At 30.6% G+C, this 16,615-nt stretch carries 12 protein-coding genes; 7 read left to right on the top strand and 5 right to left on the bottom strand.

All coding sequences use genetic code 11. The annotated features are described in order from the left end of the window. Nucleotides 1–51: 51 nt before the first annotated feature. The gene (locus GQR92_RS17485) at nt 52–909 is read right to left on the bottom strand and encodes a follicular epithelium yolk protein subunit (protein WP_158841772.1); all 858 of its coding nucleotides are present in this window, start codon (nt 907–909) and stop codon (nt 52–54) included. Nucleotides 910–1,144: 235 nt separating this feature from the next. Between GQR92_RS17485 and GQR92_RS17480 the strand changes: the two genes are divergently transcribed. Beyond that, a complete protein-coding gene (locus tag GQR92_RS17480; protein WP_158841770.1) occupies nt 1,145–1,807 on the top strand; it encodes an endonuclease III domain-containing protein in 663 nt (220 codons plus the stop codon). Nucleotides 1,808–1,842: 35 nt separating this feature from the next. Here GQR92_RS17480 and GQR92_RS17475 read toward each other — a convergent pair whose 3' ends face one another. Next, nucleotides 1,843–2,466: an SDR family oxidoreductase gene (locus GQR92_RS17475; RefSeq protein WP_158841768.1), complete on the bottom strand. Its 624-nt coding sequence runs from the start codon at nt 2,464–2,466 to the stop codon at nt 1,843–1,845. Between the two features lie 304 nt (nt 2,467–2,770). Then, nucleotides 2,771–3,358, bottom strand: a complete 588-nt coding sequence (locus GQR92_RS17470; protein ID WP_158841766.1) for an RNA polymerase sigma factor — start codon at nt 3,356–3,358, stop codon at nt 2,771–2,773. A 215-nt stretch (nt 3,359–3,573) separates the two neighbouring features. Between GQR92_RS17470 and uvrA the strand changes: the two genes are divergently transcribed. Together uvrA and GQR92_RS17460 are read left to right on the top strand one after the other, a co-directional pair. Beyond that, complete coding sequence (gene uvrA, locus GQR92_RS17465) at nt 3,574–6,366, top strand: excinuclease ABC subunit UvrA (RefSeq protein WP_158841764.1); 2,793 nt, start codon at nt 3,574–3,576, stop codon at nt 6,364–6,366. 318 nt (nt 6,367–6,684) lie between these two features. Beyond that, complete coding sequence (locus GQR92_RS17460; RefSeq protein WP_158841762.1) at nt 6,685–7,797, top strand: MauE/DoxX family redox-associated membrane protein; 1,113 nt, start codon at nt 6,685–6,687, stop codon at nt 7,795–7,797. Between the two features lie 75 nt (nt 7,798–7,872). On the opposite strand, the gene GQR92_RS17455 is transcribed toward GQR92_RS17460, so the two are convergent. Next, nucleotides 7,873–8,955 carry an HmuY family protein gene (locus tag GQR92_RS17455; protein ID WP_158841760.1) on the bottom strand — a complete coding sequence of 361 codons (1,083 nt, stop codon included), beginning with the start codon at nt 8,953–8,955 and terminating at the stop codon, nt 7,873–7,875. Between the two features lie 25 nt (nt 8,956–8,980). After that, nucleotides 8,981–11,110 (bottom strand): TonB-dependent receptor plug domain-containing protein, encoded by a 2,130-nt coding sequence (locus GQR92_RS17450; RefSeq protein ID WP_158841758.1) that lies wholly within the window; start codon nt 11,108–11,110, stop codon nt 8,981–8,983. 99 nt (nt 11,111–11,209) lie between these two features. On the opposite strand from GQR92_RS17450, the gene GQR92_RS17445 reads away from it, so the two are divergent. The 4 genes from GQR92_RS17445 to GQR92_RS17430 all read left to right on the top strand — a co-directional run bounded on the left by GQR92_RS17445 (nt 11,210) and on the right by GQR92_RS17430 (nt 16,606). Then, on the top strand, nt 11,210–12,112 hold the full coding sequence (locus tag GQR92_RS17445) for a DUF6607 family protein (protein ID WP_158841756.1): 903 nt from the start codon (nt 11,210–11,212) through the stop codon (nt 12,110–12,112). 99 nt (nt 12,113–12,211) lie between these two features. Continuing rightward, nucleotides 12,212–14,626, top strand: a complete 2,415-nt coding sequence (locus GQR92_RS17440) for a TonB-dependent receptor (protein ID WP_158841754.1) — start codon at nt 12,212–12,214, stop codon at nt 14,624–14,626. A 7-nt stretch (nt 14,627–14,633) separates the two neighbouring features. Further along, entirely contained in the window at nt 14,634–16,103 is a 1,470-nt protein-coding gene (locus GQR92_RS17435; protein ID WP_158841752.1) for an ankyrin repeat domain-containing protein, read from the top strand. Nucleotides 16,104–16,114: 11 nt separating this feature from the next. Then, on the top strand, nt 16,115–16,606 hold the full coding sequence (locus GQR92_RS17430) for a DUF2271 domain-containing protein (RefSeq protein ID WP_158841750.1): 492 nt from the start codon (nt 16,115–16,117) through the stop codon (nt 16,604–16,606). Nucleotides 16,607–16,615: the final 9 nt, after the last annotated feature.

The following is a 16,615-nucleotide window of genomic DNA, read 5'->3' as shown; positions in this document are numbered from 1 at the left end:
CAGTTTACATAAAACTGTGGTCAATTTAAGGTTCTATCTAATTAATTTAAATTAACCTCTTTGATCCGCTACAGCAAAATTCTGTAACATTTTACCTTTAGCATCAATAATTTCTATTTTACCGTCAGAATAAAAACCAATATCAAAAACTTCTGTTGATTCTACCGAGTTTTTTATACCAGCAGCAGACATAACACTAGCTACAGGCAATGCAAAAAAGTGATGTCCTTTAAAAGTTGGATTATAATTTACAGCGACACTACCTGTTAAATATGCCCTATAAGTAACCTTAACTTGCATAGCTCCTTTACTTGCAGAAAGCTTAGCTTCTACAGATTGTCCTGGATCTAAATCTACACTTACACCAGAAGAAGAACCAACAGTTGTGGTTTCACTTTTCGATTCTCCAATAGACCAAGATTGACTATAAGACAATGTTGTTGTTGATTTTGCACTTACAACCTCTATATTAACTCCTACTTCAATTGCTTCACTTATTGAAAGTGTACCTCCTGTAGACCATGAACTTGTAACGGTATTTGAAACCTGCTCAGAAATACTGGCATTAAAAGAGCCTTTAACACTACTATTATTTGTAAATGTTTTGGTTGCCAAAATATCTGGTTTAGATGAGATTCCTAAAATTTCTGCTCTAATAGGTACTAAAACAGTACTTACTTGAGACCAACCATACGTTCTGTATAAATCATTCCAAGGTGTTGGACTATGAAGATATGCATCATTTGGATTTTTCCCAAAATACTTTCCAACAGCATTTTTTAAAGAAGAATCTGACAATTTAAATGTAGACCGCTCAGTATCTGTAATAATATGCTGAATACTTCCTGTTGCTGTTGCTTTTGATGCATTTGCATCTGTAGCAGCTGTAATACTAATTACAATTCCCATAATTACTTGGTTTTAAATTATTAATTAAATGTGTTTATTTCAATAGCTTATAAACTATTTTTTATCAACTCAAAAATAAACACATAAACAACTAAAAAACAGGTAATTAATACGTGATTCAAAAATCAAGCTCTTCTACCTATTGCTCCTTTTAAAATAAAAAAACAGATATGTCACACAATTTATTATTGAAAAAATCAATATGCATATATTTGCTTTATCATATAAAACAACAATGACTAAACAAGAAAAAGTACAATTTGTAATTGACACACTTCAAGAAAAATATCCAGAAATACCAATTCCTTTAGATCACAAAGATCCTTTTACGCTTTTAGTTGCAGTTTTACTGTCTGCACAATGTACAGATGTTCGTGTAAATAAAATTACGCCTTTGTTATTCGCTAAAGCGGATAATCCTTTTGATATGGTTAAAATGACCGTAGAAGAAATTAAGGAAATTATTCGTCCTTGTGGCTTGTCGCCAATGAAAAGTAAAGGAATACATGGTTTGTCTAAAATTTTGATTGAAAAATATGATGGAGAAGTTCCTAAAACTTTTGAAGCTCTAGAAGAATTGCCTGCTGTGGGGCATAAAACTGCTGGTGTAGTTTTAAGTCAGGCTTTTGGTATTCCAGCCTTTCCTGTAGATACACATATTTTACGCTTAATGTATCGTTGGAATTTATCTAACGGAAAAAGTGTTGCTCAAACAGAAAAAGACGCAAAAAGACTGTTTCCAAAAGAATTATGGAACGATTTACACTTGCAAATTATTTGGTATGGAAGAGAATATTCTCCTGCTCGTGGTTGGAATTTAGATAAAGATATTATCACTAAAACAGTAGGTAGAAAAACCGTTTTAGACGACTATTATAAAACAAAAAAAACACCTTAAAAAAAGGTGTTTTTTTTACATAAAAGAAGTTAACGTTACTTAATAATTGCTTCTTTAATTAAAGTATTACCTGCTATTATTTCAAAAGTAGTATTAACAGGTGCAGCATCATACAAAGCATACACCAAGGTTTCTGCAACATCATCTCTACTTATTTCTCCTGGTTTATTTAATTTACTACTCAATTCTATTTTACCTTTTCCTTTTTCGTTATTTAAAGATCCTGGTCTTACAATAGAATAAGGTAATGTACTTTGTCTTAAATAAATATCTGCATTTTGTTTTGCTACTAAATAATCTTTAAGCGTGTTAGAACTTTCTGGACTATCTGCTCCCATAGAACTCAACATTATAAATTTTTTGACTTCCGTTTTTTTAGCGGCATCAATTAACTTCATTGCACCTTCTTGATCTACTTCTGCTACTTTTTTTCCTCCAGAACCTGCTGCGAATATAACTTTATCAATATTTTCTGTGGTAAATGAAACATCTTTTTCTAAATCTGCTAAAACAGTTGTTACATTTTTATCTTCAAATTGCTTTTTCTGACTTTCTTTACGAACCATTGCAATAGGATTAAAATATTGTGATGCTTGTAATAAGTTTACTATCTTTTTTCCTGTGGTGCCATTAGCACCTGCTACTAATATATTTTCCATAACGGCAAGTTCGTTAGAAAAACAATACTCTTTTACCTCATATACCATAAATAAGAGTGCATACAAAAAAAAGCCTCAACGTTAGTTGAAGCTTTTTCCTCTCTTAATTCAAATTCAATTCAATGAAGTCTTTTGATTTCGTTTTAACAAAAGTTAGCGATTTGGAAAAATTAATCAAAAATTGAACTGTTTCTTGTTTAGGTTGCATCTGCAAATCAGAAGGCTTTTTAGAGTAAAGTTGCATCATATAGTTAATTTAATAAACTGATTATAAACAACTAACGCTACTTAATTTCTTTTATTGTTAATCTACTAAAATAATTTTATGTTTTTCTATTAATTTACGCATATTTATAAGAGCATAGCGCATTCTACCAAGTGCTGTATTAATGCTAACCCCAGTGTTTTCGCTAATTTCTTTAAAGCTCATATCTTTATACATGCGCATTATCAAAACCTCTTTTTGTTCTTCTGGCAACTCATTTATAAGTTCTCTTACATCTGTATGAATCTGCTCTTTTATAATTTGCTTTTCAGCATTTAAATTACCATCACCCAAAATAGAAAAGATATCAAACTCATCTGTATTTCTAAAAGTTGGCATTCTATTCGTTTTTCTAAAATGATCTATAACCAAATTATGAGCAATTCTCATAACCCAAGGTAAAAATTTACCCTCTTCGTTATAGTTTCCTTTTTTTAAAGTTCTAATAACTTTTATAAATGTATCCTGAAAAACGTCTTCTGTAATGTCTCTATCTTGCACTTTACTATATATAAAGCTAAATAATCTTTGTTGATGTCTTTTAATTAAAACGGCTAAAGCTGCTTCTTTTCCTAAAATGTAATCTCTTACTAAAGTACTGTCTGTAATTGAGTTTTTTTCCACCATAACCACTTTTGAAGAGCAAGTTGCTCTCCGATTTTATTATTAAATTAATAATTTAAAAGTAGTTTTTTAAGTATATGCGTCTAATTTAGTGGTGCTTATGAGTTCCAAATATCAATATTATTTTTCAAATCAACAAATATTTTAGCAAAATTCATTCACATTTCTTTTAAAATGGTTTAAAAAAGGGGTATTTTTATAGCATATATTTTTGATGAATGAAGACTGATATTTCTAAAGTAAATCCTAAAGAAAACATTATAATTAAAGGAGCTAGACTCCATAATTTAAAGAACATAGACGTTGTTATACCAAGAAATAAATTGGTTGTAATAACGGGGCTTTCTGGTTCTGGAAAGTCATCTTTAGCGTTTGATACTTTGTATGCAGAAGGTCAGAGACGTTATGTAGAGAGTTTATCTTCTTATGCGCGTCAGTTTTTAGGAAAATTACACAAACCTAAAGTAGATTATATAAAAGGTATTGCACCGGCAATTGCTATTGAGCAAAAAGTAAATTCTACAAATCCGCGTTCTACAGTAGGTACATCAACAGAAATTTACGATTATATAAAATTATTATACGCCAGAATTGGTAAAACCTTCTCTCCTATTTCTGGTAAAGAAGTAAAAAAAGACACGGTTTCTGATGTTGTTAACTTTGTAAAAGAGTTTCATGAAAGAACAAAATTATTATTGTTAGCTCCTATTACAATTGATGAAAACCGAGATTTAAAAACCGTTTTACAAGTTTTAGAACAGCAAGGCTATGCGCGTTTAAAATGGAATGATAAAGTATATAGAATTGCAGATTTTCCGCAAGCGGATTTTAAAAACGAACCTTTATTTTTAGTAGTAGATAGAATTATTACTAAAGATGACGAAGACTTTTTTAACCGTTTAGCAGATGCTATTCAGACTGCTTTTTTTGAAGGAAAAGGAATCTGTTTTATAGAAAACTTAGAAGACAATAAAGTAGCCGAATTTAGTAATAAGTTCGATTTAGACGGCATGTCTTTCTTAGAACCCAACACACATTTATTCAGCTTTAACAATCCCTATGGTGCTTGCCCAACGTGCGAAGGTTATGGAAGCGTAATTGGTATCGATGAAGAATTAGTGATTCCGAATACGGGTTTATCCATTATGGAAGATTGTATTTTTCCGTTTAAAACACCTTCTTACATAAATTATAAAGAAGACTTAATAGATGTTGCGTATCAGTTTGATATTCCTATTCACAAACCGTGGTTTCAACTTACAGATAAACAAAAAGAATTGGTTTGGAATGGCAATAAATCCTTTAATGGAATACACCATTTCTTTACCGTTTTAGAAGAAAAAAGTTATAAAATTCAGAACCGAGTAATGCTTTCTCGCTACCGCGGAAAAACAAAATGTACATCGTGTAACGGAAAACGTTTAAGACATGAAACTAATTTTGTAAAAATAAACGAAAAGACAATTTCAGACTTGGTAACACTTCCTTTAGATGAATTATCTGTCTTTTTTAAGAACATCAAATTAGATAAATACGATGCAAAAATCGGAAAGCGTTTACTAACAGAAATTAACAATCGTTTGCTGTTTTTAACCAATGTTGGTTTGTCTTATTTAACCATCAACAGAACTTCTAACACACTTTCTGGAGGTGAAAGTCAGCGTATTAATTTAGCAACTTCTCTAGGAAGTTCTTTAGTAGGTTCTATGTATATTTTAGATGAACCAAGTATTGGTTTGCATCCAAAAGACACCGAACGTTTAATTGGTGTTTTAAAAGATTTACGAGATTTAGGAAACACCGTTGTTGTGGTAGAGCATGATGAAGATATTATGCGAGAGGCCGATTATATTATAGATATTGGTCCAGAAGCAGGTACTTTTGGTGGGCATGTAGTTGCAGAAGGAAACTTTGATGCGATCTTAAAATCAGACTCTTTAACGGCAAAATACCTTAACGAAGAATTAAAAATCGAGGTTCCTACCAAACGTAGAACTTCTAGAAATAAAATTGAAATAATTGGCGCAAGAGAAAACAATTTAAAAAATGTAAATGTTACGTTTCCACTAAATTGTTTATCTGTAATTACAGGTGTTTCTGGTTCGGGGAAAAGTACGTTGGTGAAAAGTATTTTGTACCCAACAATGCAAAAACAACTGATTGGTCATGGAGAAAAAGTTGGGCAACATACAGAAGTAAAAGGAGATTTTGACACCTTAAAACACGTAGAATTTATCGACCAAAACCCAATCGGACGCTCATCTCGTTCCAACCCTGTAACGTATATTAAAGCTTATGATGATATTCGCTCGTTATTTGCAAATCAGAAATTATCATCCATCAGAAATTACAAACCCAAGCACTTTTCTTTCAATGTAGAAGGTGGTCGTTGCGAGGTTTGTAAAGGAGAAGGAGAAGTTACAATAGAAATGCAATTTATGGCAGATGTGCATTTAGAGTGTGATGCTTGTAACGGTAAACGCTTTAAAAAAGAAGTTTTAGAGGTTAAATTCGATGGAAAATCTATAGATGATATTTTAAATCTAACGATTGATGATGCGGTTGCATTTTTCTCAGAAAATTTGGTAACAAAAATTGCAAGTAAATTAAAACCTTTGCAAGATGTTGGTTTGGGCTATGTAAAATTAGGCCAGTCTTCTTCTACCCTTTCTGGCGGAGAAGCGCAGCGTATAAAATTGGCTTCCTTTTTAGTAAAAGGAAACACCAAAGATAAGGCATTGTTTATTTTTGATGAACCAACAACAGGTTTGCATTTTCACGATATTAAAAAATTATTAGCATCGTTTAATGCCTTAATAGACAAAGGGCATTCAATTATTGTGATAGAACATAACATAGAATTAATTAAATGTGCAGATTATATTATCGATTTAGGTTTAGAAGGTGGTAAAAACGGTGGAAACCTTATTTTTCAGGGAACTCCAGAAGAATTAGCAAAAAATAAAGAGTCTTATACTGCTAAATATTTGGCAGAAAAATTGGTTTATTAGAAGCTATTTCCGGCTTTACACTATATCTTTTTATAGCCGTCATTGCGAAGTTTACTTTTTTGTAAACTGTGGCAATCCCTTAATTAAAGAGATTGCTTCGTTCCTCGCAAAAACGCCCATTAATAAAGGCTATAAAAAGGATGTCGTTTCAATCCGGGCTAGACTTGTTTGCAAACAAAGTGAATAGGAGAGTTTATTTTTCATTCTAAGCAGAGAATAAAGAGTAATCTAAAAAATTAGAATTAAATAATGAGATTTCTCAATCACTGAAAAAACTCATTTCGAAATGACAAACGTTAGAAAATAAAAACAAATAAGATGATCACAAATCTAACAGACAAACAAAAAATAAATTGGGTAAGAATACTTGCTATTCTTGCAGTTTTGGTATTAATGGTTTATGCACCAAAATTATGGCTAACAACAAAAGTTTTCCCTGTAATACCTTTGTTTGATTGGTTACCAATACCTATCTACCCTTTCGATTATATTTTAGCCGGATTTTTCTTTTTAATACAAATTGTCTACATTTTTCAGAATAAAAGATGGCAAGGTTGGACTATCCTTGGTTTATATCTCTTTTTAGCGCTCGTAGATCAAAACAGATTGCAGCCTTACTTTTATCAAAGTTTTTTAACCATTTTTGCAATAGAAATTTTCAATAGAAAAGCAAATCCAAGGAAAATATTATACGCTATTATCCTTATCTTTTTCGCTACTTATTTTTGGAGCGGAATTCAGAAATTAAATGAAGCCTTTTACATACAGTGGTTAAGTGCCATTAACAAACATTTTAGTTTTTTACCACAATGGTTTTTGGTTGCTTTTACCTATGCAGTGCCTTGGTTAGAAGCTTTAATGGGCGTTTTACTATTGTTCAATAAAACTAGAAAATTCGGAGTCGTTTTTATCCTATTAATGCACTCAACAATTACATTTCTATTATTTTATTTAGGGTATGGTTACAATGTTGTGCCTTGGAACATTCAGAATATATTAAGTGTTATTATCATCTTTTGGACTTTAAAAACATCAAATGCTTTTGAATTCTTTCTACAATTTTTTAATACACAGAAATTAGCCATATTGGTTTTTACCATGATGTTACCACTTGCAAACAACCTAACAGGTTTTTATGACAACTTACTTTCTTTTCACTTTTTTACGGCAGATTTAAAATACTATATTGTCTATCTAGATGAAGAGTTAGAAGAGAATTTACCAGAACACATTAAAGGTTTTTATAGAACCTACGAAGGAAAAACATATATAAGCGTTACAGAATGGTCTCAACATGATAATAAAGTATTATTTTACCCAGAAGATAGAGCTATTGAATATTTAGATACTTATTTACGTTCTTTTGCTAAAAATCCAGAAAAAAAAGGTTTAACAGAATTGGTAAATTACAACCAAGTTATTAAGAAATAAAAAAGCCATTTAAACTTTCGTCTAAACGGCCTTTCCAACTAAAATAACAATTTACGCACTGATTGAGTAACTAAATTATTGCAATAAACTATATACATATTCAGGATATCCACGCTCTCCTGCTTCATTAGTTAGTGCTAAAAATTTTAATTTATATAAATTACCATCTGTATCATTAACAACATAAAACACATTGTCTTTTAAAGAAGGTAAACTTCCTGGTCCTCCTCCGTTTCTCCAGCTACTACCAATACCACGTTGGTCTGTAGTAAATTTTGTAGCGTCTACATCGGTAATAGAAAAATCATCATAAGTAAATGCACCTTCTTCTATATCTAGCATATAAACCAATGCAGAAGAAGCTGTATTATTAACTACAAAATCAGAATACCCATAAGAACCATAACCTTCAATTTCATTTGTAAAAACAGTAAAGTTTAAATCCCAATTTGTTTTTTCTGGAGCTACAATAACTTCACTTTCTGTATTAAAACTAAAAAAAGTAAAATGATGCGTTGCACTTTTAGCAATGGTTACTTCTTTATGTGTAGTAGCATCTAAATCTGCATATTGTAAAACATAATTGTTTCCATCTTTTAAGATTCTTATTTTTTTCCATCCTCTAGCATCTCCTGCAACTGCGACACTTCCTATTGCTGCCGCTTCTGTACCAACTTCGTAACCTAAGTTTACTAGATACACTTTATTATTTGCGTCTGTATCAGAAATTTCTGCAATTGCAGTTGCTGTTATTGTACCATTTGGTGCATCTACATACGTTGTGTTTTCTGGATCAAAAGTACCTACAGCAACTTTTTCTTGTAATTCTTGCACTTCTGCTGTTGTAGCGTTTACAGCATCTATATCTGTTGATGATAATTGACCTGTAGCCATATATAGAGATCCATTAATAGTTACTCTAAACTCAGATCCTGAGTAAAAACCGAAATCCCAAGAATCTCTTTTTACAACAGTAGTTGTATTTGTACTTAAATCTACATAGACTTGGTTTGGTTCGTTTGAACCGCCAACTTCTGGTGAAATAGCTGCTCCGTCTATAACTACAACTATTGGAGCTATTGGCGTGTCTTCTGAACTACAGCTTGTAAAAGAAAATACAGCTGCACATAGCATAAAGGTTAAAAATTTATTCGTCATGATTTTAATATTTGTTTATTAGTGTTTAAAAATTAAGGTTATATAATAGCTTTAAGTAATAAGAACGTCCGTAACCCAATAACAAAGAATTATTGTTAGAAGCATGTGCTACTCCGTCTGTGTTTGCATTACTAACATTTACGTTAGTAACATCAAATAAGTTTCTACCGCCTAAAGTGGCTTGAATTTTATTGTTAAAGAATGATTTTTTTAAAGAAGCATCTACCCAATTATAAGCGCTGGTAGAAGATTTAGAAAATACAGCATTTCCGTTATCATCTGTACCCGATGAAATATAATTTTGCTGATTACCACTGTGTTTGAACAACACTGTAAAAGCCGTTTTCCATTTTTTTATATTGTAACTCGCACTTGTGTTTAATTGAAAAGAGTATAGAAAGTCGTTTTCTGCATTTATTTCATTGGTAGCTATTCTAGAAATACCCTGTAAAGTAGCACCTAAATTAAAAGTCCAATTCTCTTTTTTAATACTATTTTCAGAAGAGATTCCCCATAATTTATAAGCATCAATATTAATGTATTGATATTGCAAAGGAGAAGGATTTACAATAGCTAAATCTATCTTATCGCTAACATCTAAATAACTAACCTTTAAACTATTTAATAAAGAAAAATCATGAATATAACTGTATTTTTTTAGGTTGATAAATGCCGTAACCCCGTTTTCTGGATTCAGGTTTTCATTACCTCTAACATCGTGATTAGAATCTACAAAGTAATAATACAACTCTTCAAAATTTGGCGTTCTGTAAGATGTACCAATGTTACCACGTAACTCAAAACCATTATTCATTAAATAACGTGCACTAAGAGAAGCTAATATTTTAGATTTGAATAGCGAATTATATTCATATCGTATTCCGGGTCTTAGTAAAAATACATCAGAAAACTTAAATTCGCCAGATCCATAAAAAGCATAATTATTCTGAGATTGCGTCTTATCTTGTTGTGTAACATCGCCAGAAGCTTGCGTATCAAAACCACTTAAAAACCTTGTTTCATAACCTAGCTCAAAATTGAATAAATCACTTTTTACAAGGTTATTAATGCTCCCTTTAGAAAATAAAACTTTACTAGATTGGTATAATTCATCCGTTTCATTACTTCTTTCTGTACTTAAAATGTAGTAATTAAACTCGTTTAAATAACGCTTTTGTTGTTGGTAAGAAAGTGAAACATTATAATTAGCACCAGCGTTTAATCTCCCTACAATATTTAGATTATTTACAAACCGATGCGTTCTAAAAGTTTTATCCGTCGCAGACGGATTACTCGTTTGTGCTTGTGTATCTATATTTGCTCTAACCGCTTCATCGTAATAATTTATCAGTTCATTAAAGTATTCAAATTTGTAAAATAACTTAAAATTTTCTTTTTGATATTGTACAAAAGCAGTTGAATTAAATTGTTCTTTTGGCAACCAATCATATCCTCTTAAACCATCATTTTGGTAATAGCTTTTTCCTTGTTTACCATTAAAAAAACCTGCAAACTGATTGCGGTTTACACCAACTCTAGCAAACCAATTTTCATTTATATTATGAGAGATATTAAATGCCTGTATATGTCTGCCTTCATTAAACCAGGCATACTGATCACTCACCGTTTCTTCTTGTAAAGAAGCATTAATATTCCACTTATTTTTTATCGATTTTTTAGTAATAATATTGATCACTCCAGATACCGCATTTGCGCCATACTCTACGCCCATTGCACCTTCTACAATTTCTATTCGTTCTATATCATCTAAATTTACTTGCGTTAAATCGATGTTGTTTCCAAGTCCATTATCACTTACTAAAGGAATATTATCAACCAAAATATTAAAATATTGAGCATCTAATCCGAAGAAAGAAATCGTAGACTTACCTGTTTGAGAACTAGGTACAATTGTTAAGTTTAAATTAAAGTTTAATAAATCGGCTAAATTATTGGCTGCCTGACTTTCTATTTGTGCTCTTTTAATAACAGTAACATTATGTACCGATTTTTTTACAGATTGAGGATTGTACTGCCCAGTAACCACAACTTCATCTAAAACAGTAATTTCTGTTGAATCCTTTTTTACTTCTTGACTAAAAGTAGCAATAGAAAACATTAGTAATACAACTGTAATTTCTTTATTTAGAAACATTCTTAATAATTTTCGACAAATATATACGTTATTTTTAATCAATCTAAATAAATTTTATATTTTTGTCAAAATAATTATAAAACCAAAAAAAATTATAAAATGACTAAATCAATATTAACTACACTACTACTTTTAGTTTCAATTACTATAAGTGCACAAAGCAAAAAAAAGAAAGATCAAAATGCCATTAAAGAAATGTGTGGCTGCTATGAAGTTACTTTCAATTTTGCAGAAACATTTAACTATAGTGAAGATGCTACTTATAAACCTTCTAAAACTAAAGTTGATAAAGGTTTAGAATGGGCAACCTTGATTGAAGATGAGAATAATAAAATCTCTATTCAACATTTATTACAAGTTGGTAACCCAAAAGACCCAATGATTATTAAACACTGGCGACAAGATTGGTTGTATGAAAACAACGATTTCTACATGTATAATGGTGATAATAACTGGACTTTTGAGCAAAAAAGTAAAAGCGACGTAAAAAAACAATGGACGCAAAAAGTATATCAAGTAGATGACAGTCCGCGTTACGAAGGTTCTGCAACTTGGGTTCATGTAGACGGAAAAAGCTATTGGGAAAATGAAACCACTGCTCCTTTACCAAGAAGAGAATATACAAAAAGAAGCGATTACAACATCACTTTAAGAGGTAACAGACATGAAATTACAAATTACGGTTGGCTTCATGACCAAGACAATAGTAAAATTATCCGCAAAGCGGGAAAAGATGATGTTGTTTTAGCTAAAGAAAAAGGATACAATACCTACATAAAAGTTGCCGACAGCAAATGTAAAGCAGCTTCTGATTGGTGGAAAGCAAACAGCAGTAAATGGCAATTGGTTAGAAATAAATGGGACGATGTTTATAGTAGAAATAAAAATTTATCCTTAGAAACCAAAGTAGAAAACAAAGCTTTATACAAGCATTTATTTTCTGATAAAATTACCAAAGAAGACGAAATAAACACAATCATAGAATCATTTGTAAAAAAATAAGTACAGAGAAATACATTTTAAAAATCAAAAAAAAAGTAAATAACTATAACAAGAATATCAAAATTTATAAATTTTAAAAAAAAGAAAAAAAATAATATTATGAAAACCTTATTATCCTTATTATTATTGTGTTGTTGCGCAACCACAATATATGGACAAACAACATTAAAAGGAATTGTAAAAAACGAAACCAATGAAGTAATACCCTATGCAACCGTATATTTAAAAGGCACAAAACAAAGTGCTTCTGCAAACAAAGAAGGTCTATTTATAATAAACAAAGTACCCTATGGTAATTACACCATTATTGCCTCTAGTGTTGGGTACAAGAAAGTCTCTTTAAATATTAATGTAGAAGAAAACATGCCTAACCTTGTTTTAAAGCTACCAAGTAACACACAACTAGATGAAATTGAACTTTTTGGTGCAAGAAATAAAAGAGCAGAGAAATTAGAAACTCTAACTCGTTTGCCTTTAGCACCTAATGAACAATTGCAAAGTATTTCTGTATTATCTCATAAACTTATAAACCAACAAAATGCATTAACACTAAGTGATGTTACTAAAAACGTTGCTGGTGTTTATACATTTGCAACTTATGGAAATACTAGAGAAAGTATGTCGTTAAGAGGGTTTAGAGGAATTCCTTTATTAAAAAATGGTGTTAGAATCAATTCAGACTTTAGAGGTATTGGTATTATAACAGATATGGCTGGTGTAGATAATATTCAAGTATTAAAAGGTGTTTCTGCAATTAGCCAAGGTTTAGGAGGAGATTTAGGTTCTGCAGGTGGAGTTATTAATGTAGTAACAAAAACACCTAAGTTTTACAACGGAGGAGAAGTTAGTTTTAGAACAGGAAGTTTTGGACAAATAAGACCTACATTCGATTTTTATGGACCATTAGATGAAAAAGAAACAATTGCTTTTAGAATTGCTGGATCTTATGATAAAGCAGATAGTTATAGAGCTAAAGTTAATTCAGAACGTATTTACATCAATCCATCTTTAGCATGGAAACCAAATGATAAAACTAATATTATTTTAGAAATGGATTATATGGATGATAGTAGAACACCAGATCAAGGAACTATAAATCTTGGTACTTACGATGTTAATAATATTTTAAAATTATCGAATGATAAATTTATAGGGTTTGAGTCTGACAGAAACAATACAATAAACACCACCTATGCAGTACGTTTTAATAGAAAAGTTAATGATAAATTAACCCTAAAAGCAGGTTTATTTACTTCTAACTTAGAAACATATGAAGAATCTGCATACTCATACCAAGGTGGTGGTAGATCTGGTTTACCTACATTATCAAACACGCAAAGATATAGAGAATATAGTGCATCTGGAAGAAGTGATAAAAACAGCGTATTACAAATTGATTTAGTAGGTAAAGATATTAAAACAGGTAATTTAAAGCACACATTTCAAATTGGTGTAGATTATAGAAATACTGAATTTGATAATGCTGCATACGCAACAACATACCCAGATACTACAAAACCTTATGTAGACATTGTTGATCTTACAACAACTATAAACAATGTATTACCTTCGGATGTAAGTGTAGCACAAGATAATACAAGAACTTCGGGTTCTAAAACAAAGTCGTATGGGTTTACAATACAAGATAAAATTACAGTAACAAATTGGGCTGATGTGTTTTTAGGAATACGTTATACCTCTTTAGAAAGAACAAAAGGAAACTTTATTGGTAGAAGTTTAACAGGAGCTAAACGTGATAATGCCTTAAATCCGTTAGTTGGGTTTAACCTAAAACCAACAAAAAATATTATTCTTTTTGGCTCTTATGCAAGTAGCTCTAACCCAATGACTTCTTTTTATAGAGATATTAACGGCAACGAGTTAGGTACAGAAAGATGGGATCAATTCGAAACAGGACTTAAATCTACTTGGTTAAACAATGCTTTACGTTTTAATATTACTTATTTTTCTACTGTTAGTAAAAATTTAAATTTAGAAGCCATAGATACAGATGGAACTTTTCTTGGATATTATTTAAAAGGAGGTGAAGACAATAGAAAAGGTATAGAAGTTGAACTTATTGGTCGTGTACTTCATAACCTAGAAGTTATTGCAGGATACTCTTATTTAGATGCCAAATATAAAGATCATGCATCTTATTATTTTAATTCTAGTCCTTTAAACACTCCTAAACATACGGCTAATTTATGGCTACGATATGCTTTCAAAAAACTATCATTAGGTACTGGTGTTTATTATTTAGGAGAACGCCCTCATAATGTTTGGTCTAGAAACTACACACATGTAGGTGTAGAACCAGGTGTAAAACCATTTGACTTAAAGTCTTATACAACCGTAAACCTACAGGTTTCATATAAGTTTAATGAGCAATTAAGTTTAGATGTTTATGGTAACAATATTTTTAATGAATTAGGTTATAATGCCTACCGTACAGTGTATTTAAATAGAATTATTCCTGCTAGTTACGGAACAACTTTACGTTATAAATTTTAATAAAATTATGAAAAAAAACATATTAATATTCGCATTTACATTCTTTGTAAATCTTATACAAGCACAAAAAACAAACATTTTTCATAACAGATCTTTTTGGAAAACAAACCCAAGTATCTCTATTATAGATCAAAAAATTGCAGAAGAAAATGATATTTCTGCTTCAAATAAAAGTGCTTTTGATGGCGTTGTCTATGCCATTTTAAATAAAGTAGATAACAAAACAATCGAATATATTTTAGCTAAAAATGGAAATAACGTTAATAAAAAAACACACGATGGACGAACGTATATTTTTTGGGCCGCATACACTAATAATTTAGAAATTATGAAACACCTTGTTTCTAAAGGAGCAAAAACAGATATAATAGATACACACGGAAACACTTTTTTAAACTTTGCAGCTTCTGCTGGTCAATTAGATATAGAATTATATAAATATAGTTTTAGCATTGGTGCAGATATTACAAAAGAGAAAAACCATGATGGGGCAAATGCATTGTTGTTGGTTGCTTCTCATTTAAAAGATTTTAAACTTGTAGAGTTTTTAATTACTAAAGGAGCTTCAATAAATGATAAAGACGCTAACGGCAACGGACTTTTTGAATATGCTGCAAAAGGAGGAAATACACAATTCTTAAAAATTCTTTTAAACAAAGGGGTTGATACCGGAAAAAACGCCATGATATATGCTAGTAAAGGTTCTAGAAACAAACAGAACACTTTAGAAACGTATCAATTTTTAGAAAAAAACGGAATAAAACCAAATGTTGTTGATGCAAATAATAGAAATCCGCTTCACTTTATCGCTAGAAATAATAAGGATATTGCTATTTTTAAATACTTTATAGATAAAGGCGTATCTACTAATTTACAAGATAAAGAAGGAAACTCTCCTTTTATAAATGCTGCCAATAGTAATAGTTTAGAAGTTATTAAATTATTATCTAAGGATGTAAAAAATAGCAACCTAAAAAATAATGACGGTCATACTGCATTAACCAATGCTGTGGGTAGAAACTCTATTGATGTAATTGAGTACTTATTAGAAAAAGGTGCAGATATTAATACTGTTGATAAAGACGGAAATACGCTTTCTTACTATTTGATTAACAATTTTAAAGCTAATAAACCAGATATTTTTGAAGCCAAATTAAACGTTTTAACAAAAAACAGATTGGTTATAAATAAACTTCAAAATTCTGGAAATACGTTATTACATATTGCAACCCAAGAAAATAATTTGCCTTTATTAAAAAGGTTAGCAGCATTTAAAATTGATGTAAATACACTAAATAAAGAAAGCTTATCTGCACTACAAATAGCAGTAATGAAAGCAAAAAATACAGAAATTATTAAATATCTATTAAGCATTGGTGCTGATAAAAATATAAAAACAGATTTTGATGAATCTATTTTTGATTTAGCTTCTGAAAACGAATTATTAAAAAAACAACAAATCAACTTTTTAAAATAATACCCTAAACGATGATTAAAAAAATCTTATTTATAGTTCCAATATTTTTATTGGTTGTAACCGCCTTATTCAGTTTTAAAAAAACAAGCGAAAGTGCTCCATACAAATGTATGATTCAAATGAAAAACTACACGGGCGAGGGTGCTTATGTAGTGGTGTCATTATTAAACCCAAATGGCGAATATGAAGAAACTTTATACGTGCAAGGTGATGATGATGAATGGTATTTTGACATTACAGAATGGTGGAGTTTTCAAGGTAAAAAAAGAGCAGATATCGATGCAATTACAGGAGCTACAATTAGTGGCGGACAGCGTACCATTAGTGTAATTAGAATTGATAAAGATAAAATAGACAAAGGCTACAAAATCCGTTTTGAAACCGCTGTAGAAGATCAAGAATATCATAAAGATGATATAGAATTTGAACTGACAACAGCCAATTTAAAGTCTAAAATTGAAGGAAAAGGATTTATACGCTACGTAAGAATGTTAGCACAATAAAAAAAACAG

Origin of the sequence: Polaribacter sp. L3A8, assembly GCF_009796785.1 — a bacterium.
Classification (GTDB): domain Bacteria; phylum Bacteroidota; class Bacteroidia; order Flavobacteriales; family Flavobacteriaceae; genus Polaribacter.
The sequence above is the reverse complement of the archived record's forward strand: the minus strand, read 5'-3'. Positions and strand labels throughout refer to the sequence as shown.